The following is a 25,297-nucleotide window of genomic DNA, read 5'->3' as shown; positions in this document are numbered from 1 at the left end:
CAAGTAAGGGAATCGAGAAGGGGCATGCGGCTGGCATGACTGGGAATCAGGCGAAAACATCCACGAAAAAGGTGTTCGGAGAGCGCAAGGAACCGCCTGTCCTGATTATTGCGCGCGGCGAAAAGATCAGCCATTTCACGTTGCGCCCCTGGATGACAGTTCTTGGCGGCGCGGTGTTTCTCGCTCTCTCGGCAGGATATCTTGGCGCGACGGCTTACCTGGTGCTTCGCGATGATCTCATGAGCGCCGGCATCGCGCGCCATGCCCGCAACCAGCAGCTTTATGAAGACCGCATTTCAGCGCTTCGCACCGAAGTTGACCGTATCACCAGCCGACAGATGCTGGATCAGCAGGTGATGGAGAACAAGGTTGCTGAACTGATGCAGCGTCAGCAGACATTGAGCGCACGTGACGGCAAACTTGCGCCACTGCTGGAACGGGCTTCGCAATTGCAGCCAATGCCGGAAATGCCTGCGGAAACGGCGCCGGATATTGAGCAGCACAGCCAGTATATCCCCAATGAAGCCCTTGCCGGACGCGATTTCCCCGGCATCGATCCAATCATCACCGGTCCTGTGCCCGGAAAATTGCCGACTGGAGAGCCTGATCGCCGTGCGGATGCCGGTTCGGTGGGATTGCGCCTTTCTGGCGGGATTTCGGGTGAATCAACGCTTGAAACTTCCGACAAGATACTTGCCACCATCACCCATAACCTTCATCGCATCGAAAGCGAGCAGAATGGCAAGGTGCGTGTGCTGGCCGATGCCGCCTACGAAAAAGCAGACAGCATTCTCGACACTTTGAACGCCGCCGGACTGCGTATCGAAACGCCCGGCAACGCATCTGTGGCGATGGGCGGACCGCTTATCCCGGTTTCGTCGCCCGGCACAGTGGTTAATGATTTCGACATGCAGTTGCGTAATCTCGATAGCGCGCTTGACCGGCTCGATCAGGTTCGCAAGCGTGTGAGCGCCCTTCCCCTTGCCAATCCGGCTCCCGGGAATCCCCTAACCAGCCTGTTCGGCGTGCGCCGTGATCCGTTTCTCGGTACGGCTGCTTTTCATTCCGGCATCGATTTTCGCGCAGCCTACGGCCAGACCGTAAAGTCCACCGCAGCGGGCAAGGTCGTGAAGGCAGGCCGTTTCGGCGGATATGGCAATATGGTCGAGATCGATCATGGTAATGGCTTCTCGACCCGTTTTGCGCATCTAAGCCGGGTCCTTGTACGCGACGGGCAGCAGGTTGCCGCCGGAGTTGTTGTCGGCGAAGCGGGAAGCTCCGGACGTTCGACCGGGAGCCACCTGCATTATGAAGTCCGTGAAAACGGACGTGCGGTCAATCCGGTCAATTTTCTCAAGGCCGGAAAACAGATAGAGCCGTTACTCTGAGTTCTTGAAACGAAAAACCCGGCCGGAGCCGGGTTTTGTTTTCTATGCCGTGCAGATAGTGAGCAATCAATCGATATCGTCGATCAGTTCACCACCGCCCTGAATACGGTGCGCGAGTGCGGCTTCCATGAACGGCGTGACGGAACCATCCAGCACTTCCTGCGGGTTGGTGCTTTCCACACCGGTGCGCAGGTCCTTGACCAGCTGATAGGGCTGCAGGACGTAGGAGCGAATCTGGTGTCCCCAGCCGATATCAGTCTTGGTGGCATTCGCAGCATCCGTCGCCGCTTCGCGCTTTTTCAGTTCCTCTTCATAGAGGCGAGCGCGCAGCATCGACCATGCCTTTTCGCGGTTCTTGTGCTGTGAGCGTTCAGCCTGGCACTGCACCACGATCCCGGTCGCAATGTGCGTGATACGCACTGCCGAGTCGGTCGTGTTGACGTGCTGGCCGCCAGCACCCGAAGCGCGGTAGGTATCGATGCGAACATCTGCTTCCGTGACCTGCACGTCGATATTGTCATCGATGACAGGATATACCCAGATGCTGGCGAAAGACGTATGGCGACGGGCGTTGGAGTCATACGGCGAAATACGGACCAGACGATGGACGCCCGATTCGGTCTTCATCATGCCATATGAGTTGTGCCCCTTGACGAGAATGGTCGCGGACTTGATGCCCGCTTCTTCGCCTTCGTGCACTTCCATCACTTCGACCTTGCGGCCATTGCGTTCCGCCCAGCGCGTATACATGCGCAGCAGCATCGACGCCCAGTCCTGGCTTTCGGTACCACCGGCACCGGCGTGCACTTCGACATAGGTGTCGTTCGCATCGGCTTCGCCCGACAGAAGCATATCGATCTGGCGACGGTCGATCTCTTCCTTCAGTTCGCGGATGGTGTTTTCCGCATCCTGAATGATCGACTTGTCATTTTCTTCCTCGCCCATGGCGATCAGTTCGATGCTGTCGTTCAGCGTCTGGGTCAGATGATTGATGCCATTGATGCTGTCTTCCAGCTGCTGGCGCTCGCGCATCAGCTTCTGGGCCTCCTGGGCATCATTCCAGAGTGTGGGATCTTCAGCTTTCTGGTTGAGATAGCCGAGACGTTTTATCGCCTGATCCCAGTCAAAGATGCCTCCTCAGCAGGCTTATGGCCTGCTGGATTTCGTCAACCAGCGTCTCGATTTCCGCGCGCATGGGCAAATCGTTCCTTCAATATCATTCTATTTCAATTGAGAAGCTGAGCCGGTCGTTACGAGGCCCAGACTTTCGGGCATGGACAGACAGTCCAGGCGCCGCGGACCATAGTGAGCACGCGGCGCAGTGTAAAGGGTAAAGCCCCGTTTTTCCCGGTCAGTAAAGTCCGCCCGAACCTGAGTTGATAGCGCGGGTTGCCTGCGGCGACTGCGGCGCAACCGGAGAACCTTCGCGGAAGGAATCCATGCCGATGACCGAATAGCTGTCGGATGGTCCCGTACCCGGCTTGAAAGCTTCCATGATCACATTCGGATCGCCCTGATTGGCACGCATACCGGTCTTGCGGTTGATAGCGATGACCGTCATGCCCTCAGGCACGCGGAAATCCACTTTCGGCGTTCCGGCCAGAGCCTGCTCCATGAAGGACTTGAACACAGGCGCTGCGAGACCGCCGCCCGTATTGCCGCGGCCAAGCGGTGTGGGCGTATCATAACCCATGAACACGCCGACTACGAGATCGGGCGTGAAACCAACGAACCAGGCGTCCTTCTCATCGTTGGTCGTACCGGTCTTGCCAGCCATCGGGCGGTCGAGGCTCTTCAAAATCTGCGCCGTGCCGCGCTGAACGACGCCTTCCATCATCGAGGTGATCTGATAAGCGGTCATGGGATCGAGTACCTGATCCCGATTATCGATCAGCGTCGGCTCGTCCTGATTGGCCCAATCCTGTGCATTGCAGCCTTCGCACTGGCGCGCATCGTGCTTGAACACGGTCTTGCCATAACGATCCTGAATGCGGTCGATCATCGACGGCGTTATGCTCTGGCCGCCATTCGCCATGATGGAATAGGCCGTCACCATGCGCAGAACGGTCGTTTCACCGGCACCAAGCGCCATGGAGAGAACGGGCAGCATCTTGTCGTAGATGCCAAAGCGTTCCGCATATTCAGCGACGAGCTTCATGCCCATGTCCTGCGCGAGACGCACGGTCATGACGTTACGTGACTGTTCGATACCGTAGCGCAGCGTGGACGGGCCAGAGAACTTGCCCGAATAGTTCTTCGGCGCCCAGACGCCCAGCGTACCGCCCTGATTGACTTCCAGCGGGCCGTCCAGAACCACGGAAGCCGGCGTATAGCCATTATCGAGGGCCGCAGCATAGACGAACGGCTTGAACGACGAACCGGGCTGGCGATAGGCCTGCGTTGCGCGGTTGAACTCCGATTCCGCGTAGGAAAAGCCGCCGACCATGGCCAGAACACGGCCTGTGTGCGGGTCCATGGCAACAAGCGCGCCCTCGAGTTTCGGCGGCTGCTGGAGACGGAAACGAGATTCGCCGGACTTGGAGACATAGATAATGTCGCCCGCTTTCAGCACGCCTTCCGGTGATTTGGCGCTGGTGCGCTTGCCACCGATATTCACGATGCGCATCGCCCACTTCATATCATCGGCCGCGATAAATGCGCGCTTGCGCTCCTTGCTGCGCGAGCCCGATGCCTCAAGCGGCGGCTGCAGACCGATATCTGCGCCAGCGGCGGAAACATTGAGCACGATCGCAAGCTGCCACTCGGGCACATCCGCATAGGACTGCATGTCGCCGAATGCCGTACCCCAGTCGTTGCCAAGTTCGACATTCTTCATGGGGCCACGCCAGCCGCGAGCCTCGTCATAGCGCAGCAGCGCAGCCTGCAAGGACTTGCGCGCCTCGACCTGAAGGGTCGGGTTCAGCGTGGTGCGAACGGAAAGGCCACCTTCGTAAAGCGCATCGACGCCATATTTCTGGATTATCTGGCGGCGAACTTCTTCGGTGAAATATTCCGAGGCAAACACGTAATGGGCGTCCGAACGCTCCTTCACGCCCAGCGGCTGCTTCTTGGCTTCGGTCGCTTCTTCCGCGGTGATGTAGCCGTTTTCACTCATCCGGTCGATGACCCAGTTGCGGCGCTCGATGGCGCGCTCTGGCTGGCGGAACGGGTGATAATTGTTCGGGCCCTTCGGCAAGGCGGCAAGATATGCGCTTTCGGCGATGGAAAGTTCGCCGACCGATTTGTCGAAATAAGTCAGAGCCGCGCTGGCAATACCATAGGAACCAAGACCGAAGAAGATTTCGTTGAGGTAAAGCTCGAGAATACGGTCCTTGGAATAGGCCTGCTCGATGCGCATTGCAAGGATGGCTTCCTTGATCTTGCGATCATAGGTCTGTTTCGACGTCAGGAGGAAGTTCTTTGCAACCTGCTGCGTGATTGTGGACGCGCCTACCGGACGGCGACCTGACCCCATATTCTTGACGTTCGTCAACATGGCGCGGGCAAGGCCTGCGAAATCAAGACCATGATGCTCATAGAAGGTCTTGTCTTCAGCCGAAACGAAAGCGGCCTTCACGCGGTTCGGCACCGCCTGAATGGGAATATAAAGACGGCGCTCACGGGCAAACTCCGCCATGAGGCTACCATCCGAGGCATGAACGCGCGTCATTACAGGCGGCTCGTATTTTGCGAGCACCTCGTAATCTGGCAGATCCTTCGTGAGACTTCCGACGTAAAGGGCGACGCCACCTGCCACGAGGAGCATCAGCACCGTTCCGATCCCGAAGAAATATCCGATAAGCCTTACCATAAATGCGGAATCCTGCCTTCAGATTATTCACATGATAAGGGTCAAAGCACGAACAGCCAACCCTTTAACCCAATTATGCCATGAGGCAATCACTGGCTTAGTGACCAGCAAATGAGTCAAAGGCAAGATGGTTTACGTGTTTTTACCAATTTAACGCTGCTGCTTTCGCCTGCATGACGAAAATCCGTTAAACTGTTGCAAGCCTGCATCTTATAAGATGTAGCGCATTTAAGAGACATCGCCACAGTTCTCCACATTTCAGGGTCCCTACCCTTTGCTGAGGCTTGCGGGATGTTTCAGCGCTTCAAACGCCTTGATCGCAATCGCAAGCCTGTCCGCGAGCTTCTTGCGCCACTCGGGGTTGCTGATAAGCTTTTCGTCCTCGGCATTGGACAAATATCCGATTTCGATCAGCACTGATGGCACGTCCGGCGCGCGCAGTACCTGAAAACCGGCAAAGCGATGCGGATTGTTGATGAGGTTCACCTGCCCTTGCAGGGAGTGAATCACCTTTTCGGCAAAGCTCAGCGAAAATGTGTGCGTTTCACGCCTGGTCAGGTCGAGAAGAATGTCGGTAACCTCGGGCTGCTCCTCGGGCGCCGCACCGGCAAGGGTATCCGACTTGTTTTCCCGCTCAGCCATGGCGCGCGCTACAGAGTCCGATGCCTTGTCGGAAATCGTATAAACCGTCGCGCCGCGAATATCGTGCTGGGTGATCGTATCGGCATGGATGGAGATGAACAAATCCGCTTCATGCTGGCGGGCGATCCTCACCCTTTCGGAAAGCCGCAGAAAAGTGTCGTCCTCGCGCGTCATGAGAACCTTGATGTTCTTGTCCTGCGCCAGACGATCTCTGAGTTCCTGCCCGAAAGCGAGTGTCAGGTCTTTTTCCTTGATGCCGCTAAGGCTTTCCGCGCCACTGTCAATTCCACCGTGGCCGGGGTCGATCATGATCGTGAACGGGCGAGCTGTCCCATTCTGCGACGCGGCCTGGACCGGCTTTTCATCACGATCGGTGGAACTGGTTATTTCCTTGCGGCCCTGCAACTGATCCGCAAATTCCCGGTCCGAGGTCGCAACGATGTCGGCCACAAGTCGGTAGCCTGATGCGCTTTCATTTTTCAGAACGCGCAAATCCTCCACCTTGAACGGACCGCGGAGTGTCAGGATGAGGCGCGAACGCCCCTTGCCCACGAGGCCGTAGCGAACGCGAGACACGAGGCCCCGGGGCTCCATACTCTTTTCATCGAAACCGAAGCGTGTTTCAGGCAGGTCGACGACAAGCCGATGCGGATTATCGAGAAGCAGGGTCGACAGCTTGGGCTCCCTGTCGAACATGACAACGATGCGCGTCCGCAAATCGTCGCCCGCCATCCGGAAAGTCAGCGCAGCCAGCGGCGAAGTCACGCGATCGGCCGCATAGACGGAGGCGGACTGGAACGGCAGAACCGACAAAAGGACCAACAACGCCAGAAGGCATCGCAAATTCAGCAATCGTGTCATCGCGTTTTCAGCGCTTCGAAAATGCATCGGCTGCCACAATCAGGAACATCATTTGGATGACTGGTATCAATAATCGCGATACCGGCACGCTTGTCCTGCACCCTCTCGCTCGAATACCCATTGAAACACTCGTACAGAACTACAGTTAATGAAGGATTTCCAGCCGTATTTCGACCTTGAATCGGGCCTATACTCAGCTTTCGGCGAAATTGCGATGCGAAAGTCAAATGATATTCGCACTTGTCATCGTTCAAACGACGCCATAAAAGCTATGGAAGGTTTTGGGTGAACTATCAGAATCGTTTGCCGGTTCTCTAAACGAACCGCAAGGAATGGTAGCGAAAACAGCGGCATATTCATTCGTCGCCCCCAATAACCGGCACAGAATTCAGCGGAGATGTGGCTCCCCCGCCCTCCGTTTCCATCGGCCGACTGCGCATCTTTACGTGCTGTCGCCAACGCTCGAAAAGAGCAAAGAGGTCGGCCCGGCTTTCCCGGGTCATATATGAGGTCGTTTCGTTCGGAACAGCTATGGGTCAAGCAAGACTGACCATTGCGAGCCTGAAGACCGTGATCGCCACGAGGCCATCGCGCGCGGAGGCAGCAGCTTTTATTCCGACGAACCCAGAACCATCCGGCAGATGCAACGCAATGAGCACGACAGCCCGCAGGGTTTCGTCCGGCGCACGCGTTTTGCGTCTTCGCGCCGGCAGGAAAGACAATAATGTCCAACAAAATGCTTATAGATGCCTCCCACCCGGAGGAGACCCGGGTCATCGTTACTCGGGGCAACAAGATTGAAGAATTCGACTTCGAGTCGGAACATAAGAAGCAGCTGAAAGGCAATATTTATCTCGCACGCGTCACCCGCGTCGAACCTTCGCTTCAGGCTGCGTTCGTGGAATATGGCGGCAACCGTCATGGCTTCCTCGCATTTTCGGAAATTCATCCCGACTACTACCAGATCCCGGTAGCTGATCGTCTCGCGCTGCTTGAGGCCGAAGCCAAAGCCGCACGTGCGGAAGACGACGAAGACGAGCCGCGCGCCAAGAGTGAGCGGAGCGATCGGAATGATCGCAATGACAGGTCTCGCCGTAACCGGCGTCGCGGACGCCGTGACGGCCAGAACGGTGACGCGCAGGCCAGTGCGTCCGACAACGGATTGCCGGCGGCTGAGCCGGTTGGTCCGGCATTTGAAAATTACGTGCCCGGCACACCGGCCATGGCCCTCTCGCAGAAAAGCGATGTGATCTCAGAAGCCCTCGATAACGGCGACGAAGACGATATCGAACATGAAGAGGACATGGTCGAATCCGTTGGTTCGGAAGACGCGCTTGAAGAGCTTCCGACGCATGCGCGCACCAATCGCCGCCAGTACAACATTCAGGAAGTGATCAAGCGTCGCCAGATTCTTCTGGTTCAGGTCGTCAAGGAAGAGCGCGGTAACAAGGGCGCGGCTCTCACCACCTATCTCTCGCTTGCGGGACGCTATTCGGTTCTGATGCCGAACACCGCGCGCGGCGGCGGCATTTCGCGCAAGATCACCAACCCTCAGGACCGCAAGCGCCTCAAGGAGATCGTAAAGGAACTCGAAGTGCCGCAGGGCATGGGTGTGATCCTGCGCACGGCTGGCGCAAACCGGACCAAGGCCGAAGTCAAGCGCGACTACGAATATCTGATGCGTCTTTGGGAAAATGTGCGCACGCTGACGCTGCAATCGACGGCGCCTGCCCTCGTCTATGAGGAAGGCAGCCTGATCAAGCGTTCGATCCGTGACCTTTACAACAAGGACATTTCGGAAATCCTCGTTGCCGGCGAAAACGGCTATCGCGAGGCCAAAGACTTCATGCGCATGCTCATGCCGAGCCATGCCAAGGTCGTCCAGCCTTACCGTGAGCAGGTGCCAATCTTCACACGCAACGGCGTGGAAGCCCAGCTCGACCGCATGCTGCTGCCGCAGGTCACGCTCAAATCGGGCGGCTACCTGATCATCAACCAGACGGAAGCGCTGGTTGCCATCGACGTCAACTCGGGTCGCTCGACACGAGAGCATTCCATCGAGGACACGGCGCTCCAGACCAATCTGGAAGCTGCCGAAGAGGTTGCGCGCCAGTTGCGCCTGCGCGACCTTGCCGGCCTGATCGTCGTCGACTTCATCGACATGGAAGAAAAGCGCAACAATCGCGCTGTCGAAAAGAAGATGAAGGACTGCCTGAAGGATGATCGCGCCCGCATTCAGGTGGGCCGCATCTCGCATTTCGGCCTTCTGGAAATGTCGCGCCAGCGTATCCGTGCATCCGTGCTTGAAAGCACGATGCAGGTCTGCCCGCATTGCGGCGGCACCGGCCATATCCGCTCGGATTCCTCCATGGCGCTGCACATCATTCGCGGTATCGAGGATTATCTGCTGCGTCATTCCGGTTTCGACATTCACGTCCGCACACCGGCTTCGTCGGCGCTTTATGTCCTCAATCACAAGCGTCAGCTTCTGGCTGATCTGGAAGGACGCTTTGGTGTAGCGATCAGCATTGACGCCGATGAGAGCGTCGGCCACCAGCATTTCGTCATCGACAAGGGTGCGCCGTCCACACGGCCTATCACCCAGCCGCCGGTGCAGCCGATGGCCTATATCGAGGACGATATCGAAGATCCGGAAATCCCGGTCGATGAGGACGAAGCCGAAGAAGAAGCGAAGGCTGATGTTCAGGCTTCTGAAGAGCGCGGTGAAGAAGGTGACCGCAAGCGCCGTCGCCGTCGCCGTCGTCGCGGCGGTCGTGATCGCGAGGGCCAGGAGCAGTCCGCGAAGTCCGATTCCATCTCTGAAGAATCGTCTGACGAAGACGATGACGCAGATGAGTCTCAGCAGACATCTTCCAATGCTTCCTTGAGCGAGGAAGATCGTCGCAAGAAGCGCCGCCGCGGTCGCCGGGGCGGTCGCAAGAATCGTCGCGACGATGAACCGCGTGCGCGCAAGGTTCCCGATCCCGAGTTTGTCGGTTACACGCCGGTCCTGCCGGTAAAGATCGAGGAAACAGTAGTCGAAGAAATAGCAGCCGTAGCGGTCGAACCAGCCGTAGAAGCCGTGGAAACACCTGCTCCAGCGGTAGAACCGGTGGCCGAAGAGAAGCCAGCCAAGCCTGCACGCAAGCCCCGCGCCCGCAAGTCTGCCAAGACTGAAGATGCGGCTGAGGAGGTTGTTGCAGCCGAGGCAGAGGAAAAGCCTGCGAAGCCCGCCCGCAAGACCCGCGCTCGCAAGAAGGCGGTCGAAGAGGCTCCTGCCGAACCGGTAGCGGTTGAAGCCAACGACGAACCCGAAGCAGAAGCGGAAAAGCCCAAGCGGCGTACCCGCCGAGCAGCGGCAAAGCCAGCGGCCGAAGTCAACGACACGGTGGCGGTTGAAGCTGACGTGGCGACGATTGCCGAACCGGAGAAGAACGCAGAACCTGTTGTGACCTCAAGCGAAAGCGAAGAGCAGAAGCCCAAGCGCGCCGGCTGGTGGCAGAAGAAGGGCTTCTTCTGAAAACCGCTTCAGGATTGAAATGAAAAAACCGGCGGAAACGCCGGTTTTTCTTTGCTTTAGAGCGGTGCCTGCTCTGATAGCGTCGCCGGAACCACTTTAACTATTTGTTTTATCGCGTTATCCAACGCATCGAAGCGGGATAGGAAATCAGTCCAGTGAACTGATTTCCCCGCGTAGACGTTTCACACTTTTGCTGGAAATGCTCCAGAAGCTTAGTTTTCCAAGGCCCGAACCGGGATTCAGGCTCTCTGCTGTGGCAACCAGTCTTCTAACCGGCGAACAGCTTCTTCCATTTCCTCGATCTTGCCTGCATAGGAAAAGCGCATCGTCCGATGGCCGTCCAGCGGGTCGAAATCGCGTCCCGGTGTTGCTGCAATGTTGATTTCGGCGATCATCCGGCGAGCAAATTCCATACTGTCGTTGGTGAAACGCGATACATCGCAATAAGCATAAAAGGCCCCGTCCATCGGCGCAGCAAGGCTGAGGCCGATACGTGGGAGATGATCCAGCAGGATCAGCCGGTTCTGGCGATAGCGATCCTTCACCCGTTCAAGTTCCGCCGTTGCATGGAAGGCTTCGATGGCGGCGCGCTGCGAAAGCTCCGGTGCGGAGATATAAAGGCTCTGGCTCAGTCGCTCGATTGCGCGCGTATCGCTTTCGGGCAAAACCATCCAGCCGATCCGCCAGCCGGTCATGCAGTAATATTTGGAGAATGAGTTGATGACGGTCACATCGTTGGAAATCTCCAACGCGGTGACATCATCCGTCTCGTAGGAAAGCCGGTGATAGATTTCGTCCGAGATCACCCGGATGCCCAGATCGCGAGCCGTTTCAATGATCGCCGTGAGTTCCGGCTTGTCGATGACAGCGCCGGTAGGATTGGCCGGGCTTGCAAACAGAACGCCCTTCAAAGGTTTCTCGGCATGCACCGCCGCAAGCGCTTCGGCGGTCAATGACGTCGAGGTTCCATTGCCCGTCGGTATTTCCACGACCTCAAGGCCAAGCGCCGTCAATATATTGCGGTAAGCGGGATAGCCGGGGCGTGTAATGGCAACCCGGTCGCCCGGATCGAAATAGACGACAAAGGCCAGATTGAAGGCAGCGGATGAGCCAGTGGTTACGGCAATGCGTTCCGGCGAGATCGAAATCCCGTAGTGATCGGCATAATGCGCAGCAATCGCCTCCCGCAGTTCAATCAGCCCCAGAGCGTCCGTATAGCCGATGCGCCCGTCCTTCAAGGCGCGTTCGGCAGCTTGCCGGACGGCGGCAGGTGCGGGATCGGCTGGCTGGCCTACCGCCATGGAAATGATCGGATGCCCGGCTGCACGACGGCGGTTGGCCTCTGCCAGAACGTCCATGGCGTGAAAGGGCTCAACTGCGCTGCGGCTGGAAAGAGTGACCACCATTACCTCCAAAAAATTGCGAATGTCGCTTTCTGAACCCGCCGTATAATCGCCGGATTGCTAAAGCAACAGCACCTTTCGAGAAAATACGACCAAATAGATTATCCCAACCTCCGCCTATCGGTGATTGAAAGCAAAGGCTATAAGATTCGCGCCGGTTTGAAGAAGGAAGAGCAGCACGATGGGGATGATGACTTCACCTTTCCCAGCCAGAAGATTTTCTTTCCATAGGATGGTCAGACGTTCGGTCGCTGTAATGGCCGCGGCGTCCATAGCCGTCACCAGTGCCCTGCCCGCATTCGCGCAGTCGCGCGGGGGTGGTGTTCCCATCGTTCGAGACGCGGAAATCGAGGCCCTTGTTGCCGATTATGCCGCGCCGATTCTCAAGGCGGCCGGACTGGGCGGGCGCGGTGTTCGCGTCATCCTGGTCAATTCGCCGAGTTTCAATGCCTTCGTTGATGGACGCCGTATTTTCATCAACACGGGCGCAATCATGCAGGCGGAAACACCCAATGAGATCATCGGTGTGATCGCGCACGAATCGGGCCATCTCGCCGGCGGCCATCAGGAGCGCCTGCGCGAACAATTGAGCCGGGCTCGCAATATGGCGATCATCGGCATGCTGCTGGGCGTTGGCGCGGGTGTGGCCGGTGCCGCAAGCGGCAGCGGCAACGCGGCAGGTGCCGGCGCGGGCATCGCAATGGGTTCGGGCGAAATGGCCATGCGCAGTGTGCTCAACTATCAGCGCACCGAGGAAATGACCGCCGATCGCCTCGCCGTGAACTATCTCAATGCCACCGGGCAATCCACCAAGGGAATGCTCGATACTTTCGAGCGCTTTGCATCGGCCTTGTCGCTTACCGGCACACAGATCGATCAGTACCGCATCAGCCACCCATTGCCGCGTGAGCGCATTGCCAATCTGGAAGAGCTTGCGAGAAAGAGCCCCTATTTCAACAACACCGATTCACCGGCCCTGCAGTTGCGTCACGATATGGCGCGCGCGAAGATCGCCGCTTATTCGGGCAATATGGGCGCGCTTCAACGCATGTTCCGCAATAATCCCGGCGGCCTCCCTGCCCGTTATGGCAATGCCATCACGACATTCCTGAACGGCTCGGCCCGCGCCGCACTGCCCAAGTTCGACGCCTTGGTCAAGGAGCAGCCCAAGAGCCCATATTTCCAGGAGATGCGCGGTGAAGTCCTGCTGAAAGCAAACGATGCTTCGGGAGCCGCAAAGGCTTTCCAGAAGGCCGTTTCGCTCGATCCGCGTAAATCGCCGCTGTTGCGCATGAGCTATGGGCGCGCCCTTATGCTCACCGGCGCCAAGGCGAACATGCCGACGGCGATCAAGGAGATCAAGGCCGGCATCGCATCCGATCCGGAGTTTCCGGGCGGCTATGCCTATCTCGCACAGGCATACGGCCAGCAGGGCGATATGGCGCTCGCAGACCTCGCCACAGCCGACATGAACTATTATTCTGGCAAGCTTCAGCAGGCCCAGATATTTGCCATCCGCGCGCAAAAGCAGATGAAGCCCCGCTCTCCGGAGTGGCTTCGCGCGCAGGACATCATCAATGCCAAGAAAAGCAAATAAGGCGGCAATTTACGCCTGACGCCGATATTCAAGACAGATTGGAATTTGGAATGAAGAACGCAGTTTCCATAACAGTTGCCAGTGGCATTGCGGGCATTGCCGCCCTTGCATTGGGTTATTACGCGGGAACCGCCCGGCAAGCTCCGGCGCCTGCCCCGGTGGAAACTCCTGCCGCGGCGCCTGTGGCGATGAACCAGCAGGCCATCGAAAATGTCGTGCGCAATTATCTGATCCAGAATCCGGAACTGATGCTGGAAGTGCAAAGTGCTCTTGAAACCAAGCAGGCACGTGCAGCCCAGGAACAGATCAAGCAGGTATTGGCCGCCAATCGCAGCTCCCTTTACGATCCGAAGCATGATGCGGTCTTCGGCAATCCGGACGGCGACGTGACTGTCTACGAGTTCTTCGACTACAATTGCGGTTACTGCAAGCGGGCCCTGCCCGACATGGAAGCGATCCTGAAAACCGACAAGAATGTGCGGTTCGTCATGAAGGAATTCCCCATCCTCGGGCCGGATTCCGCCAAGGCGCATGTCGTGGCACAGGCGTTCAGAGCGTTGATGCCGGAAAAATACGCTGCGTTCCACGAAGTGCTGCTGGGTGCGCAAGAGCGTGCTACGGAAGAATCCGCCATCGCCGATGCCGTGAAACTGGGGGCCGATGAAACACAGCTGCGCGAAAAGATGAAGGACCCAGCCATTACCGGCGCATTCCAGCAGACCTATCAGCTGGCGCAGCAGCTGAACATCACCGGCACGCCATCCTACATCATCGGCGATGAACTGGTTCCCGGCGCGATCGGCGTGGATGGGCTGGTCGAGAGAATCGCCGCTGCGCGCGCTGGCGCGAAAAACTAGGCAGCGGGCTCGCGGCTTGACGGATCACATTTGTGAAACAGTTTAAGCTGCGGCATTCGACAGCTGTATCAGATGAAGAGAATTGCCGTGTTGCCTGCCTTATTTTGCAAAGAATAGCGGGAAAAACCGGTTCGGCAAAACATCTGCAATGATTTAGAGGGTTTCGGCTTGCGTCCAAGCCCTCTATATGGAATGCGAAGTATACCGAAATTTCGTGGTAGTGCGTTATCAGTCGCGGACGGATATGGCAAAAACGGTTTTTGTTTTGAACGGCCCCAATCTCAACCTTCTCGGCAAACGAGAACCGGGGATATACGGTATTGCAACGCTCGAGGATATCGAAGCGAGTTGCAGGCGTGAGGCTGAACAACTCGGACTTGATGTCGATTTCCGTCAGTCCAATTACGAAGGCGATCTGGTGAGCTGGATTCAGGAAGCGGGCGATAAAGACGCCTATGTCCTCATCAATCCGGCCGCCTATAGCCACACATCGGTTGCTATTCACGATGCGATCCGCTCGGCCAAGGTAAAGGCTGTGGAAGTGCATCTTTCGAACATACATGCGCGTGAGGCTTTCCGGCATCACTCCTATGTATCCGCAGTCGCCAAAGGCGTTATTTGCGGCTTTGGCGCGGAAGGATACCTGCTCGGTCTGCGCGCGCTTGCGGCAATTGCCAAAGAAGAAGAAAACAACGGGCAAAGCGTTAAAGGGGCCTGATATGTCCAGCAAAAACTCCGTCATCGACAAGGAAACGATCCGCGACCTGGCGGATATCCTCAATGAAACCGACCTGACCGACATCGAAGTCGAGCACGGTGACCTGCGTATCCGCGTTTCACGCAAGGTTACGGTCCAGGCCGCAGCGACTGTTATGCCTGCCGCAGCACCTGTTGCAGACGCTCCTGCGCCGGTTGCAGCCGCCGCCGAGCCGACAAAGGCCGATCTGTCGAAGAACGCCGTTCCGTCACCGATGGTTGGCACCGCCTATCTCGCTCCGGCTCCGGGCGCCCGCAACTTCATCGAGGTTGGCGCGCAGGTGAAGGAAGGCCAGACCCTCCTCATCATCGAAGCCATGAAGACGATGAACCAGATTCCGGCCCCGCGCGCCGGCACTGTGAAGGCCATCCTCATCGAAGACGCTCAGCCGGTTGAATTCGGTGAGCCGCTCGTCGTAATCGAATAAGATAGCAGATTACGGCTTATTCAATGAACGGGCAGCAAAGCGCAATGTTTCAAAAGATACTCATAGCCAATCGTGGCGAAATCGCTCTTCGCGTGCTCAGGGCTTGCAAGGAACTGGGCATCAAGACCGTCGCCGTCCACTCCACGGCCGACGCCGACGCGATGCATGTGCGCCTGGCAGACGAAAGTGTGTGCATCGGCCCGCCGCCGTCGCGCGACAGCTATCTGAACATCCATCAGATTGTTGCTGCCTGCGAGATCACCGGCGCCGACGCAATCCATCCGGGTTACGGCTTCCTGTCGGAGAACGCCAAGTTTGCGGAAATCCTTGAAGCACACGGCATCACCTTCATCGGCCCCACCGCTTCGCATATCCGTATCATGGGCGACAAGATCGAAGCCAAGCGCACTGCAAAGCGCCTCGGCATTCCGGTCGTTCCGGGTTCCGATGGCGGTGTGACGGACGACGTGGAAGCTGCCCGCATCGCCAAGGAAATCGGCTATCCGGTCATCATCAAGGCTTCGGCCGGTGGTGGCGGACGCGGCATGAAGGTTGCCCGCAGCGAGGAAGATCTTTCCATCGCTCTTGCAACCGCCCGCTCCGAAGCTGGGGCAGCCTTCGGCGATGACGCAGTTTACATCGAGAAGTATCTCGAAAAGCCGCGTCACATCGAAGTTCAGGTCATGGGTGATGGGGCTGGCAATGCCATCCATCTGGGCGAACGCGACTGCTCACTGCAGCGCCGCCACCAGAAAGTATGGGAAGAAGCCAATTCGCCAGCGCTCAATGCCGAGGCACGCGACAAGATCGGCATGGTCTGCGCCAATGCCTGTGCGGAACTGGGCTATCGCGGTGCGGGAACGATCGAGTTCCTTTATGAAGACGGCGAATTCTATTTCATTGAAATGAACACGCGTCTGCAGGTGGAACATCCGATCACGGAAGCCATCACCGGCATCGATCTTGTTCACGAACAGATTCGCGTTGCTGCTGGGCTCGGCCTGTCGGTAAAGCAGAAGGATATCCGCTTCTCCGGCCATGCAATCGAGTGCCGTATCAACGCGGAAGATCCGCTGACATTTGCGCCCTCGCCGGGCCTGATCACCCATTACCACACGCCGGGTGGCCTTGGCATCCGCGTGGATTCGGGCGTCTATTCCGGCTATCGCATTCCGCCATATTACGACAGCCTTATCGGCAAGCTCATCGTGCATGGTCGCAACCGCGTTGAATGCATGATGCGCCTGCGCCGTGCGCTGGACGAGTTCGTGGTGGATGGCGTGAAAACCACCCTGCCTCTCTTCCAGGACCTGATTGCCAATCAGGATATTGCCAACGGCGACTACGACATTCATTGGCTGGAAAAATATCTGGCCAAGAAAACCAAGAGCGAAAGCGCCTGACGAAAGTGACCGCAGGAGTGTCCCCGGACGACTATTCAATCGAACCGGAGCTGCTCCTGCGGGCCTACGCCACGGGAATATTTCCCATGGCCGAAGAAGCCGACGATCCGGAAGTCTTCTGGGTTCGTCCCGAGAGGCGCGGCGTTATCCCCCTCGATGGCTTCCATATTCCCAAAAGCCTCCAGAAAACGATCCGACAGGGCATTTTCGACATAAAGCTCGATAGCGATTTCGATGGCGTGATCGAAGGGTGCGCCAGCGGAACCGGCGAGCGCGCGCGCACGTGGATCAATGGTCCAATCCGCGAGGCCTACCGAAAACTGTTCGAGATCGGGCATTGCCATACAGTCGAAGCGTGGCATGACGGCAAGCTTGTCGGCGGACTTTACGGCGTCACGCTCGGACGCGCCTTTTTCGGCGAGAGCATGTTTACGCGCAAGCGGGATGCGTCCAAGGTCTGCCTGGCCTATCTGGTCCAGCATCTGGTCAGCCGAGGCTTCGTTCTTCTCGACACACAGTTCACCACGCCGCATCTTGAGAGATTCGGCGCCGTGGAAGTTCCAAGGAAGAAATATGAGAAACTGCTGGAAACGGCGCTCGACGGAATAGCGCGTTTCTAGCACCGCCTACGGCTTGCAGAGAATGATGCGCAACAAAAGGCTGGTTTATTTGCGCTGATCCGGCGGCGGCACTTCCGACTTCTGCTTGCAGTCCTTCAGCCAGACGTCATAGATCGGGTGCTCGACAGCATTGAGGCCGGGGCTGTCGGCAAACATCCAGCCGGTAAAGATACGGCGTATTTTACGATCCAGCGTAATCTCATCGACCTGAACGAAGCCGTCTGTGCGGGGTGCTTCATTCTCCGTACGCGAATAACAGACTTTCGGCGTCACCTGGAGCGCGCCGAACTGAACGGTCTCATTGATGTACACATCAAAGGTCGTGATGCGGCCTGTGATTTTGTCGAGACCCGAGAACTCCGCAACCGGATTGGTAATGCGTTCGGCCATCGCTGCCTGAAAGCAGCTGGCAGTCGCCATGAACGAGATCAGGGCAAGCTGAACAGCCCTTTTGATCGAGTTTTTTCCGTTGCCGGGAGATTGCTTCGTCAAAACGGAGATCCGCATCCAAAGGGTTAAATTAAGCTGGAACAATTCCTAAGCATGAATTGTGACGATTCGTTGCCCTGTCGCAAGCCGCAATGCAGCCCGGGGCGTGAAGCAAACCATCTATCCTCAGGCCTTTTCGCGATGGCGTCAAAAGGCGGACATAAGAAATCCGGCGCGGATTAGCGCGCCGGACAAGAACCGAAACAGATTATCAGTTGCCCGGCGTCCAGGCATCGTACTCGCCGGTCACGCGCGGACGTTCCGCAGGCTCCGCACCCGGACGGGCAATGGCGCCCTTCGGACGATAAGCCAGCGGAGAACCGGTGAGGTTCTGCAGATGCGGCTTCTGCCATTCGCGCGGACGATAGTCTTCCTTGGACGGCGGCGTATCGACCCGATGATGCATCCAGCCGTGCCAGCCGGGAGGAATAGCGCTTGCTTCCGCATAGCCATTGAAGATTACCCAGCGGCGCGTGCGGCCTTCGGAATCCTTGCCGCCCTGATAATAGATATTGCCGAACTCGTCCTCACCGACGCGCTCGCCCTTGCGCCACGTATGAAACCGCGTGCCGAGCGTCTGACCGTTCCACCAGGTGAAAACTTGCGTAATAAATTTCTTCATGACCTATTCCAGATCCATCATTGCCACGGGTGATCGGAACCACCGGGTTTTCTTGCTTATGGCCCTATCGTCCGGCCATGGCAAGGGTCAAGTTGCCGCTGTCACAAGAGTATGAAGAGCCAAAGCGCTGCGCGCTCCAGGCTTTTATATTTCCGCATGTCCTGATCCCCAAAACGGTTCCCGCTTTGGAGAGACACGCTTTACATGCTCCAGCCTTCGAGTGACTTTTCCATCACCAGCACAGGTTCCTTGCAATTGGGATCGCCCCAATCCTCATTACGGCCGACCTTGCTGTAGCCCTTGCGCTCATAGAAATTCACCGCTTTGGTGTTTCTCTCGATCACTTCGAGCTTCATCGTTCGGACACCGGGAAAAGCCATCTCGATTTCAGCGAGAAGCATCGTCCCGATACCCTGAACCTGTGCATCGGGGCGAACATAAAGCTGATGCAGCGAAGCCTTGCCTTCTTCCGACTGACTGGCAAAAGCCATACCGTCGATGCCGCCATTGCCGTTATCGGCAACAATGAACTCCGAGTAAGGCTTCTTGAGATTGGCCTTCAGCACGGCGATGCTGTGCCACTGGGCGGTAACGGCCTTCACCATTTCCCGCCCGAGAAGATCATCGAAGGTCGCGTGCCAGGTCGATACGAGCAGCTCATTTACTGCCTTGAGATCGGCTTCTGTCGCGCTCCTGACCCACATTACTCTTCGATCCCGAGCTTGGCCTTGACCAGTTCGTTGACGGATTGCGGGTTGGCCTTGCCGCCCGTTGCCTTCATGACCTGACCGACGAACCAGCCAGCCAGTGTCGGCTTGGCTTTCGCCTGCTCGACCTTTTCCGGGTTGGCGGCGATAACGTCGTCGACGGCCTTTTCGATGGCGCCGGTATCCGTGACCTGCTTCATGCCGCGTTCTTCAACGAGCTTCTTCGGGTCTCCGCCTTCATTCCAGACGATCTCGAAAAGGTCCTTCGCGATCTTGCCGGAAATCGTGCCTTCCTTGATGAGATCGATGATCGCGCCGAGCTGATCAGGAGTAATGGGCGATTCCTCGATGTCCTTGCCCGCCCGGTTCAGCGCGCCAAGAAGATCGTTGATGACCCAGTTTGCAGCAGCCTTCCCGTCGCGACCCGCAGCAACTGCTTCATAGTAGTCAGCAATCGCCTTCTCGGTCACGAGGATGGAGGCGTCGTAAACGGAAATGCCCAGCGTTTCCACGAGGCGCTGCTTCTTGACGTCCGGCAATTCCGGCAGTTCTGCGGCCAACGCGTCGACGAAGGCCTGATCGAACTCGAGCGGCAGCAGATCGGGATCGGGGAAATAGCGGTAGTCATGCGCTTCTTCCTTGGAGCGCATCGAACGCGTTTCACCCTTAACCGGATCGAACAGGCGTGTTTCCTGATCGATGGAACCGCCATCCTCAAGAATCGCTATCTGGCGGCGCGCTTCATATTCGATGGCCTGGCCGACGAAACGGATCGAGTTGACGTTCTTGATTTCGCAGCGCGTGCCGAATTCGCCACCGGGACGACGAACGGAAACGTTCACGTCCGCGCGCATCGAGCCTTCGTCCATATTGCCGTCGCAGGTGCCAAGATAACGGACAATCGTGCGCAGCTTGGTGAGATAGGCGCGCGCTTCATCCGACGAGCGCAGGTCCGGCTTCGACACGATTTCCATCAGCGCCACGCCTGAACGGTTCAGGTCGACATAGGACATGGTCGGATGCTGGTCATGCATGGACTTGCCCGCATCCTGCTCCAGATGCAGGCGCTCGATGCCGATTTCCACGTCTTCGAACTGGCCCTTATTGTCCGGGCCGACCGAAATCATGATCTTGCCCTCGCCGACGATCGGCTGCTTGAACTGTGAAATCTGATAGCCCTGCGGCAGATCCGGATAGAAATAGTTCTTGCGATCGAAAACCGACTTCAGATTGATCTGGGCATTGAGCCCGATGCCCGTGCGAACCGCTTGCTTGACGCATTCCAGATTGATGACCGGCAACATGCCCGGCATGGCCGCATCAACCAGAGAAACATTGGAATTAGGCTCCGCACCAAACGAAGTGGAGGCCCCGGAAAACAGCTTGGATTCTGACGTGACCTGCGCATGGACTTCCATGCCGATGACGACTTCCCAGTCGCCCGTGGCGCCGGAAATGAAGCGTTTCGGTTCTGGCGTGCGCGTATCAATAAGGGTCATAGTAACTCGTCTATCTCTTCCTGTGCGACGCAATGCGCAGCAAAAATTCTATCTGACTTTGGCTAAAACAAACGGCGAAGACTGGCAAGCCTTCTCTGCCCTTCAGCGTGATTTGCTCAAGCTTTCGTTTGCAGCTTCGCAGCCGGGACTTCGCTAAAACCTAGACGCCTGTAAAGTTTTTCGGCGCCAGAAGGGTTATTCCGCTCCACTTTCAAACTAACCGTTGTCTGACTACGGCGGAAGAAAAGGCGAAGCACATGAACCAAAAGCGCTTCCCCCAAACCTTCCCGCCGCCTGCCTGGATCGACAACCAGATCCTTTATGAAAGCACTATTCCAGCACTGCACAAATGCGACAGACCGATGGGACTGATCGAGAACCAGAACGGCCAGCTCGGGATCGTACTCGCTATCGGTTATCAGCCCATTGTACCAGTTGTCGAAACCGGCAACCGAACCGCCACCACCGGCATAGGCACGAACCAGCAAATGATGGGTGGCGCGTGCATACTCGTGAGAGAACGCGGCTATGCTGACATTTGCTGGCCATGCAGGTTGGCATGGCTCTTCGTGCATCGTCAGTTCCAGATGGAGATATGGCAGCCCATTCATGTCACACCCTCGACCGCGAATTGCACTCGAAATGAAAAGGCCGCGCAGTGCGCGGCCTTTCATATAATTCAAACCAGGAAGAATTAAGCCTCTTCGGACTTGTCTTCGTCGGCCTTCTTCTTCGGAGTGGCCTTCTTCTTCGCGGCAGCCTTCTTGGCAGGCTTTGCTTCCGAAGCTGCATCTTCGTCTTCAGCCGTCAGCTCTTCCTTCGAAACCTTCTTGTCGGTCACGCTGATGTTGGCGAGCAGATGGTCGACCACCTTTTCTTCGAAGATCGGGGCGCGCAGGTTGGCAACGGCATCCGGCGTCTTGCGCAGGAATTCGTAGATTTCCTTTTCCTGGCCCGGATAGCGACGAACCTGGTCGTAAACAGCGCGCTGCAGTTCTTCTTCCGTTACTTCCACGCCTGCCTTCTCGCCGATTTCGGAGAGAACGAGGCCAAGACGAACGCGACGTTCAGCAAGCTTGCGATATTCTTCGCGAGCGGCTTCTTCGGTGGTTTCTTCGTCTTCGAACGTGCGGCCAGCCTGCTGCAGGTCGAAATTGATCTGCTGCCAGATGTTGTTGAACTCAGCGTCAACAAGCTTCTGCGGCGTTTCGAACTGGTAGTCGCCGTCCAGTGCGTCGAGAATCTGACGCTTTACCTTCTGGCGGGTGATCTGGCCGTACTGGCTTTCGATCTGTTCGCGAACAACCTGACGCAGACGCTCAAGCGATTCGATGCCGAGCTTCTTTGCGGTTTCGTCATCAAGAACGAGTTCGTTCGGCTTGGCAACTTCCTTGACCTTGATGTCAAAGGTAGCTTCCTTGCCGGCCAGGTGAGCGGCGCCGTATTCAGCCGGGAACGTAACGTTGATGACCTTCTCGTCGCCAGCCTTGAGGCCAACGAGCTGCTCTTCGAAGCCCGGAATGAACTGGCCGGAACCGAGAACAAGCTGTGCGTCGTTGTCGGCGCCGCCTTCGAACGGCTCGCCGTCGAGCTTGCCGAGGTAATCGATGGTAACGCGATCTTCGTTTTCTGCCTTGCCCTTCTTGGTTTCGAAGGTGCGGGTCGAAGAAGCGATGCGCTTGACCTGCTCGTCGACTTCCTCATCGGAAATATCGACGACTTCACGGGTAACGGCGATCTTGGAGAAGTCCTTGACTTCGATTGCCGGCAGAACTTCGTAGTTCAGCGAGAAAACGAAATCGGCCTTGCCGTCGAGAACCTTTTCGGCCTCTTTTTCGTCTTCCGACATGATGACTTCAGGCTGGGTAGCCGACTTTTCGTTACGGTCAGCGAGAATCGAGCGCGACGAATCGTTGAGGATTTCGTTGACGATCTCGGCCATGAAGGACTTGCCGTACATCTTGCGCAGATGACCTGCAGGAACCTTGCCCGGACGGAAGCCGTTGATCTTGGCGCGACCGCGCGCAGTTTCGAGCCGCTCCGAGAGCTTGGCTTCGAGGTCCTTGGCCGGAACCACGACTTTGATCTCGCGCTTCAGCCCTTCATTGAGCGTTTCGGTAACCTGCATGTTCAAACCTTCACTTCTTGTCATTGTCCCGCCGTCACCGGCTTTCTTGCCTTGTCGCGGGAGAGAAATTCTTTTGCCTTATGGCAGTTGGTGCGGATGGAGGGACTCGAACCCCCACGGTCTCCCGCCAGAACCTAAATCTGGTGCGTCTACCAATTTCGCCACATCCGCTTCTGAACCGAAGCGCATTCCTCAGAACACACCATTATTCGTCTCAGATATTGAACCGCCCCTCGAAAGCGCGCGTCTCTATATCATCCAATTTTCCCGGTTCAAAGGAAAAAAAAAGCCACCTTCCCCGTAGAGAATTACCGGGTTCGATCTGGCTGCCCTTTTCCGCCTCTATATAGCGATCCTGTGACATCAGCCAACCCTTTTCAAAAAGGAGGTGCCGTCAGGGTCAATATAGCGGCTCCTGATAGAGCTGCCTTCCATCGTCTTGCAGGGCTTTGATGACCGGCGCGCCTTTCGGATCGACGGCAATAACGGCGGTGATGCGACGCTCTCGCTGGCTGTCCTCGATCGCCCTTCCCTGCCCTTCAGGTACATAATATCGTTCGATGCCGAAATTGAGACGAACATTCGATTGCGGATCATCGGATATGGAATAGGCGGCTTCTCCGCGAATCTGCACTTCGTCCGCAGCAAGGTCCGAAAGAGGAGCGAATGAAGCGCGTGAAAACCGCGCTATGCCGTTGGCGTCGGGCTTTACCGCCACATAGACGGCTCGCGAACCGGCGGAAGGCGTGCCGCCGATCTCCTTTCGCGCGAGGCTGGAAATCTCGTAGCCAAGAACGACATAATCACCGCGCATCAGATCACGCGGGTCGAAAGGCTCCGTCTGGAGCGTCACTTCTGCGCCGGAGCGCAGGATCGAGGCGCGCTTTTCAATGGCAGCATAAAGAATGCCCGTTTGCAGCAATGCGGTTATGGTCGCACCCACATAGAGCCATGTGAACCGGGTGGTCATGGATGCACCTCCACGCTGCTTTTCCTTCCGAAACGGTTCTCCATGCGCCGCACGAATGCCGCCAGCAGCAGGACCAGAACGCCCGCAGTCAGGAAGAAGCCGGAGGTGCCGATCATCGTGCCGACCGTCTCGAAAGCCAGATAGAGAACCTGGATCGAAAATGCGGCATAGGCGATGGAGCGCAACCCGCCATTGTTCCGCCCGGCTACCGCAATCGCTCCAATCGCAAGCGCCAGAATGAAGATGCTATATACTATATCCCGGTCCAGACCTGCGGAAATGCTGGAATAGGAGAACATCTGGTTTAGCTGAAGCGTGACGAGCGACAGCAGCGCCAGAAGCAGGCCATAGGCCGCGAGCGGATGAGCGAAGCGGGTCAGTCTCTGCATTGTTGTATGGGCAAAACCGTCGGCCAGTATGAGGCCTATACCCACGATCAGCATAAGCACTAGCACGGTATTGCTTTCGCGCTCGGCATAGATGAGCAAAGCCCAGCCTATGGAAAACATCGCCCACAGGTGCGCCGCATGCCGCGAGCGCGTGAATAACGCCGCAGCGGCACCGAACGCCAATAGCAGCGGCCCGATCCAGCGATAGGTCAAGTCATCATAAGATGACGTGTCGAACACATATGTCGAAAGATAGAAGCAGGCGACGGCTGCCCCAAATGCAGCCAGCACCGGGGCGCGCAGAAGAAAGGCCGAAATCAGGACACCGACAGACCAGTAGATTGCCGCGGAATGGATGTCGCCGGACAAATGATACATTTGCCCTACAAGCGCCAGCCCCGCTCCGAAGGATGCAGCGCCCACAATATAGCATACTGGCGGAAACAGCTTGTCACCCCGCGCTTGCCGCCACGCACCACCAAGATAGCTTGCCCATATAAGAACAAATATGAGGCCGATGCGCATAAGACGCGGCATTTCCTGCCAATTGGCGGCGACGAGCATGATAACGGCTGCACCAAGGAGCAGCCCGCCAAGGGTGGCCAGAACGGAACCGAGACTGAAGACCGAAGCTCGCTTTTCAAGGTCGGCATTCAGTTTCGATGCAGTCTCCGCATCAATCAGGCCGTCCCGCTGCCACCGCTCTATCAGGCGTTCAACAGAAATGGAAAATGACAAATTAGCTCCTGCTCATTCCGTCAGTTGTTGCTGCCGCAACCGTAAGCGGTTGAGAACATATAGGAAACCGCGCAGCCGGCAAAGAGTGGATCAAATCGCTTTGCGGCAATTTTGTGCCCGGCCAGTCTAATCGATTTAGGGTGACGTGCAGAGCCCGCAAGGCAGCTATGCAAAGTCGGGTCTGCAACCTGCGAAAACAATAGCTTATATCATGGGCAACAAACGAGATGAATTGAACAGAACTCCAGTTCCTCAACGATGAAGGAATAGCACGATGAACCTGCTTCGCTCTTACAACAACTGGCGCCGTTACCGCGACACCGTCAATGAACTCAGCCAGCTCTCCACCCGTGAGCTGAACGATCTTGGCATCTCCCGCGCGGACATTCCGTTCGTGGCTCGCCAGACCAAGGCTCGCTAATTCAACGGGCCTCATAATTTTCCCGATAGGGATTTCTCCAAGTCTGGC

At 57.1% G+C, this 25,297-nt stretch carries 22 protein-coding genes and 1 tRNA gene; 9 read left to right on the top strand and 14 right to left on the bottom strand.

Going from position 1 to position 25,297, the window contains the following annotated elements; translation table 11 throughout:
* Positions 1 to 35 precede the first annotated feature (35 nt).
* Positions 36 to 1,388, top strand: a complete 1,353-nt coding sequence (locus ACS5UA_RS11520; RefSeq protein WP_443101317.1) for a M23 family metallopeptidase — start codon at positions 36 to 38, stop codon at positions 1,386 to 1,388.
* Positions 1,389 to 1,454: 66 nt separating this feature from the next.
* Here the strand turns inward: ACS5UA_RS11520 and prfB are convergent.
* The 4 genes from prfB to ACS5UA_RS11500 form a co-directional block, all read right to left on the bottom strand.
* Positions 1,455 to 2,583 (bottom strand): peptide chain release factor 2 gene (gene prfB / locus ACS5UA_RS11515; RefSeq protein ID WP_100647369.1). Its coding sequence is split into 2 segments (ribosomal slippage): positions 1,455 to 2,513 and positions 2,515 to 2,583, totalling 1,128 coding nucleotides; the frame shifts between segments, so codons are not numbered across the junction.
* Positions 2,584 to 2,739: 156 nt separating this feature from the next.
* Positions 2,740 to 5,199, bottom strand: a complete 2,460-nt coding sequence (locus ACS5UA_RS11510) for a penicillin-binding protein 1A (RefSeq protein WP_021585081.1) — start codon at positions 5,197 to 5,199, stop codon at positions 2,740 to 2,742.
* Between the two features lie 267 nt (positions 5,200 to 5,466).
* Entirely contained in the window at positions 5,467 to 6,702 is a 1,236-nt protein-coding gene (locus ACS5UA_RS11505; protein WP_410171145.1) for an N-acetylmuramoyl-L-alanine amidase, read from the bottom strand.
* A gap of 536 nt (positions 6,703 to 7,238) precedes the next feature.
* Positions 7,239 to 7,424, bottom strand: a complete 186-nt coding sequence (locus tag ACS5UA_RS11500) for a hypothetical protein (protein WP_006466695.1) — start codon at positions 7,422 to 7,424, stop codon at positions 7,239 to 7,241.
* A 2-nt stretch (positions 7,425 to 7,426) separates the two neighbouring features.
* Between ACS5UA_RS11500 and ACS5UA_RS11495 the strand changes: the two genes are divergently transcribed.
* Positions 7,427 to 10,222, top strand: a complete 2,796-nt coding sequence (locus tag ACS5UA_RS11495) for an Rne/Rng family ribonuclease (RefSeq protein ID WP_112700392.1) — start codon at positions 7,427 to 7,429, stop codon at positions 10,220 to 10,222.
* Positions 10,223 to 10,461: 239 nt separating this feature from the next.
* Here ACS5UA_RS11495 and ACS5UA_RS11490 read toward each other — a convergent pair whose 3' ends face one another.
* Complete coding sequence (locus ACS5UA_RS11490) at positions 10,462 to 11,625, bottom strand: pyridoxal phosphate-dependent aminotransferase (RefSeq protein WP_241084398.1); 1,164 nt, start codon at positions 11,623 to 11,625, stop codon at positions 10,462 to 10,464.
* A 181-nt stretch (positions 11,626 to 11,806) separates the two neighbouring features.
* Here ACS5UA_RS11490 and ACS5UA_RS11485 point away from each other — a divergent pair, with 181 nt between their 5' ends.
* The 6 genes from ACS5UA_RS11485 (at position 11,807) to aat (ending at position 17,286) form a co-directional block, all read left to right on the top strand.
* The gene (locus ACS5UA_RS11485) at positions 11,807 to 13,222 is read left to right on the top strand and encodes a M48 family metalloprotease (protein ID WP_241084352.1); all 1,416 of its coding nucleotides are present in this window, start codon (positions 11,807 to 11,809) and stop codon (positions 13,220 to 13,222) included.
* A gap of 50 nt (positions 13,223 to 13,272) precedes the next feature.
* Positions 13,273 to 14,079, top strand: a complete 807-nt coding sequence (locus tag ACS5UA_RS11480) for a DsbA family protein (protein WP_241084353.1) — start codon at positions 13,273 to 13,275, stop codon at positions 14,077 to 14,079.
* A gap of 244 nt (positions 14,080 to 14,323) precedes the next feature.
* Entirely contained in the window at positions 14,324 to 14,797 is a 474-nt protein-coding gene (gene aroQ / locus ACS5UA_RS11475) for a type II 3-dehydroquinate dehydratase (RefSeq protein ID WP_113368778.1), read from the top strand.
* 1 nt (position 14,798) lies between these two features.
* Positions 14,799 to 15,263: an acetyl-CoA carboxylase biotin carboxyl carrier protein gene (accB, locus tag ACS5UA_RS11470; RefSeq protein ID WP_241084354.1), complete on the top strand. Its 465-nt coding sequence runs from the start codon at positions 14,799 to 14,801 to the stop codon at positions 15,261 to 15,263.
* A gap of 44 nt (positions 15,264 to 15,307) precedes the next feature.
* Positions 15,308 to 16,666 carry an acetyl-CoA carboxylase biotin carboxylase subunit gene (gene accC, locus ACS5UA_RS11465; protein ID WP_006472125.1) on the top strand — a complete coding sequence of 453 codons (1,359 nt, stop codon included), beginning with the start codon at positions 15,308 to 15,310 and terminating at the stop codon, positions 16,664 to 16,666.
* Positions 16,667 to 16,716: 50 nt separating this feature from the next.
* A complete protein-coding gene (gene aat, locus ACS5UA_RS11460) occupies positions 16,717 to 17,286 on the top strand; it encodes a leucyl/phenylalanyl-tRNA--protein transferase (RefSeq protein WP_025091429.1) in 570 nt (189 codons plus the stop codon).
* 45 nt (positions 17,287 to 17,331) lie between these two features.
* Here the strand turns inward: aat and ACS5UA_RS11455 are convergent, their stop codons facing one another.
* The 9 genes from ACS5UA_RS11455 to ACS5UA_RS11415 form a co-directional block, all read right to left on the bottom strand.
* Positions 17,332 to 17,793, bottom strand: coding sequence for a DUF2155 domain-containing protein (locus ACS5UA_RS11455; protein WP_021585073.1), 462 nt, complete (start codon positions 17,791 to 17,793; stop codon positions 17,332 to 17,334).
* 193 nt (positions 17,794 to 17,986) lie between these two features.
* Positions 17,987 to 18,397, bottom strand: coding sequence for an NADH:ubiquinone oxidoreductase subunit NDUFA12 (locus ACS5UA_RS11450; protein ID WP_006466683.1), 411 nt, complete (start codon positions 18,395 to 18,397; stop codon positions 17,987 to 17,989).
* 200 nt (positions 18,398 to 18,597) lie between these two features.
* Positions 18,598 to 19,101, bottom strand: a complete 504-nt coding sequence (locus ACS5UA_RS11445) for a GNAT family N-acetyltransferase (RefSeq protein WP_241084355.1) — start codon at positions 19,099 to 19,101, stop codon at positions 18,598 to 18,600.
* On the bottom strand, positions 19,101 to 20,603 hold the full coding sequence (gatB, locus tag ACS5UA_RS11440) for an Asp-tRNA(Asn)/Glu-tRNA(Gln) amidotransferase subunit GatB (protein ID WP_241084356.1): 1,503 nt from the start codon (positions 20,601 to 20,603) through the stop codon (positions 19,101 to 19,103). The genes ACS5UA_RS11445 and gatB overlap by 1 nt, the downstream gene beginning before the upstream one ends.
* A gap of 116 nt (positions 20,604 to 20,719) precedes the next feature.
* Entirely contained in the window at positions 20,720 to 21,214 is a 495-nt protein-coding gene (locus ACS5UA_RS11435) for a GNAT family N-acetyltransferase (protein ID WP_443101316.1), read from the bottom strand.
* Between the two features lie 83 nt (positions 21,215 to 21,297).
* On the bottom strand, positions 21,298 to 22,731 hold the full coding sequence (tig, locus tag ACS5UA_RS11430) for a trigger factor (protein WP_265974232.1): 1,434 nt from the start codon (positions 22,729 to 22,731) through the stop codon (positions 21,298 to 21,300).
* An 88-nt stretch (positions 22,732 to 22,819) separates the two neighbouring features.
* Positions 22,820 to 22,902, bottom strand: a tRNA-Leu gene (locus ACS5UA_RS11425).
* Positions 22,903 to 23,131: 229 nt separating this feature from the next.
* The gene (locus tag ACS5UA_RS11420; RefSeq protein WP_253177133.1) at positions 23,132 to 23,701 is read right to left on the bottom strand and encodes a GDYXXLXY domain-containing protein; all 570 of its coding nucleotides are present in this window, start codon (positions 23,699 to 23,701) and stop codon (positions 23,132 to 23,134) included.
* Entirely contained in the window at positions 23,698 to 24,828 is a 1,131-nt protein-coding gene (locus tag ACS5UA_RS11415) for a DUF2157 domain-containing protein (RefSeq protein WP_241084358.1), read from the bottom strand. Before ACS5UA_RS11415 ends, ACS5UA_RS11420 begins: the two co-directional genes overlap by 4 nt.
* Positions 24,829 to 25,102: 274 nt before the next feature.
* Between ACS5UA_RS11415 and ACS5UA_RS11410 the strand changes: the two genes are divergently transcribed.
* Positions 25,103 to 25,249 (top strand): DUF1127 domain-containing protein, encoded by a 147-nt coding sequence (locus tag ACS5UA_RS11410; protein ID WP_006466676.1) that lies wholly within the window; start codon positions 25,103 to 25,105, stop codon positions 25,247 to 25,249.
* The last annotated feature ends 48 nt before the right edge of the window (positions 25,250 to 25,297 follow it).

It is taken from the genome of Brucella sp. RRSP16, from assembly GCF_052246815.1.
Classification (GTDB): domain Bacteria; phylum Pseudomonadota; class Alphaproteobacteria; order Rhizobiales; family Rhizobiaceae; genus Brucella; species Brucella intermedia.
The sequence above is the reverse complement of the archived record's forward strand: the minus strand, read 5'-3'. Positions and strand labels throughout refer to the sequence as shown.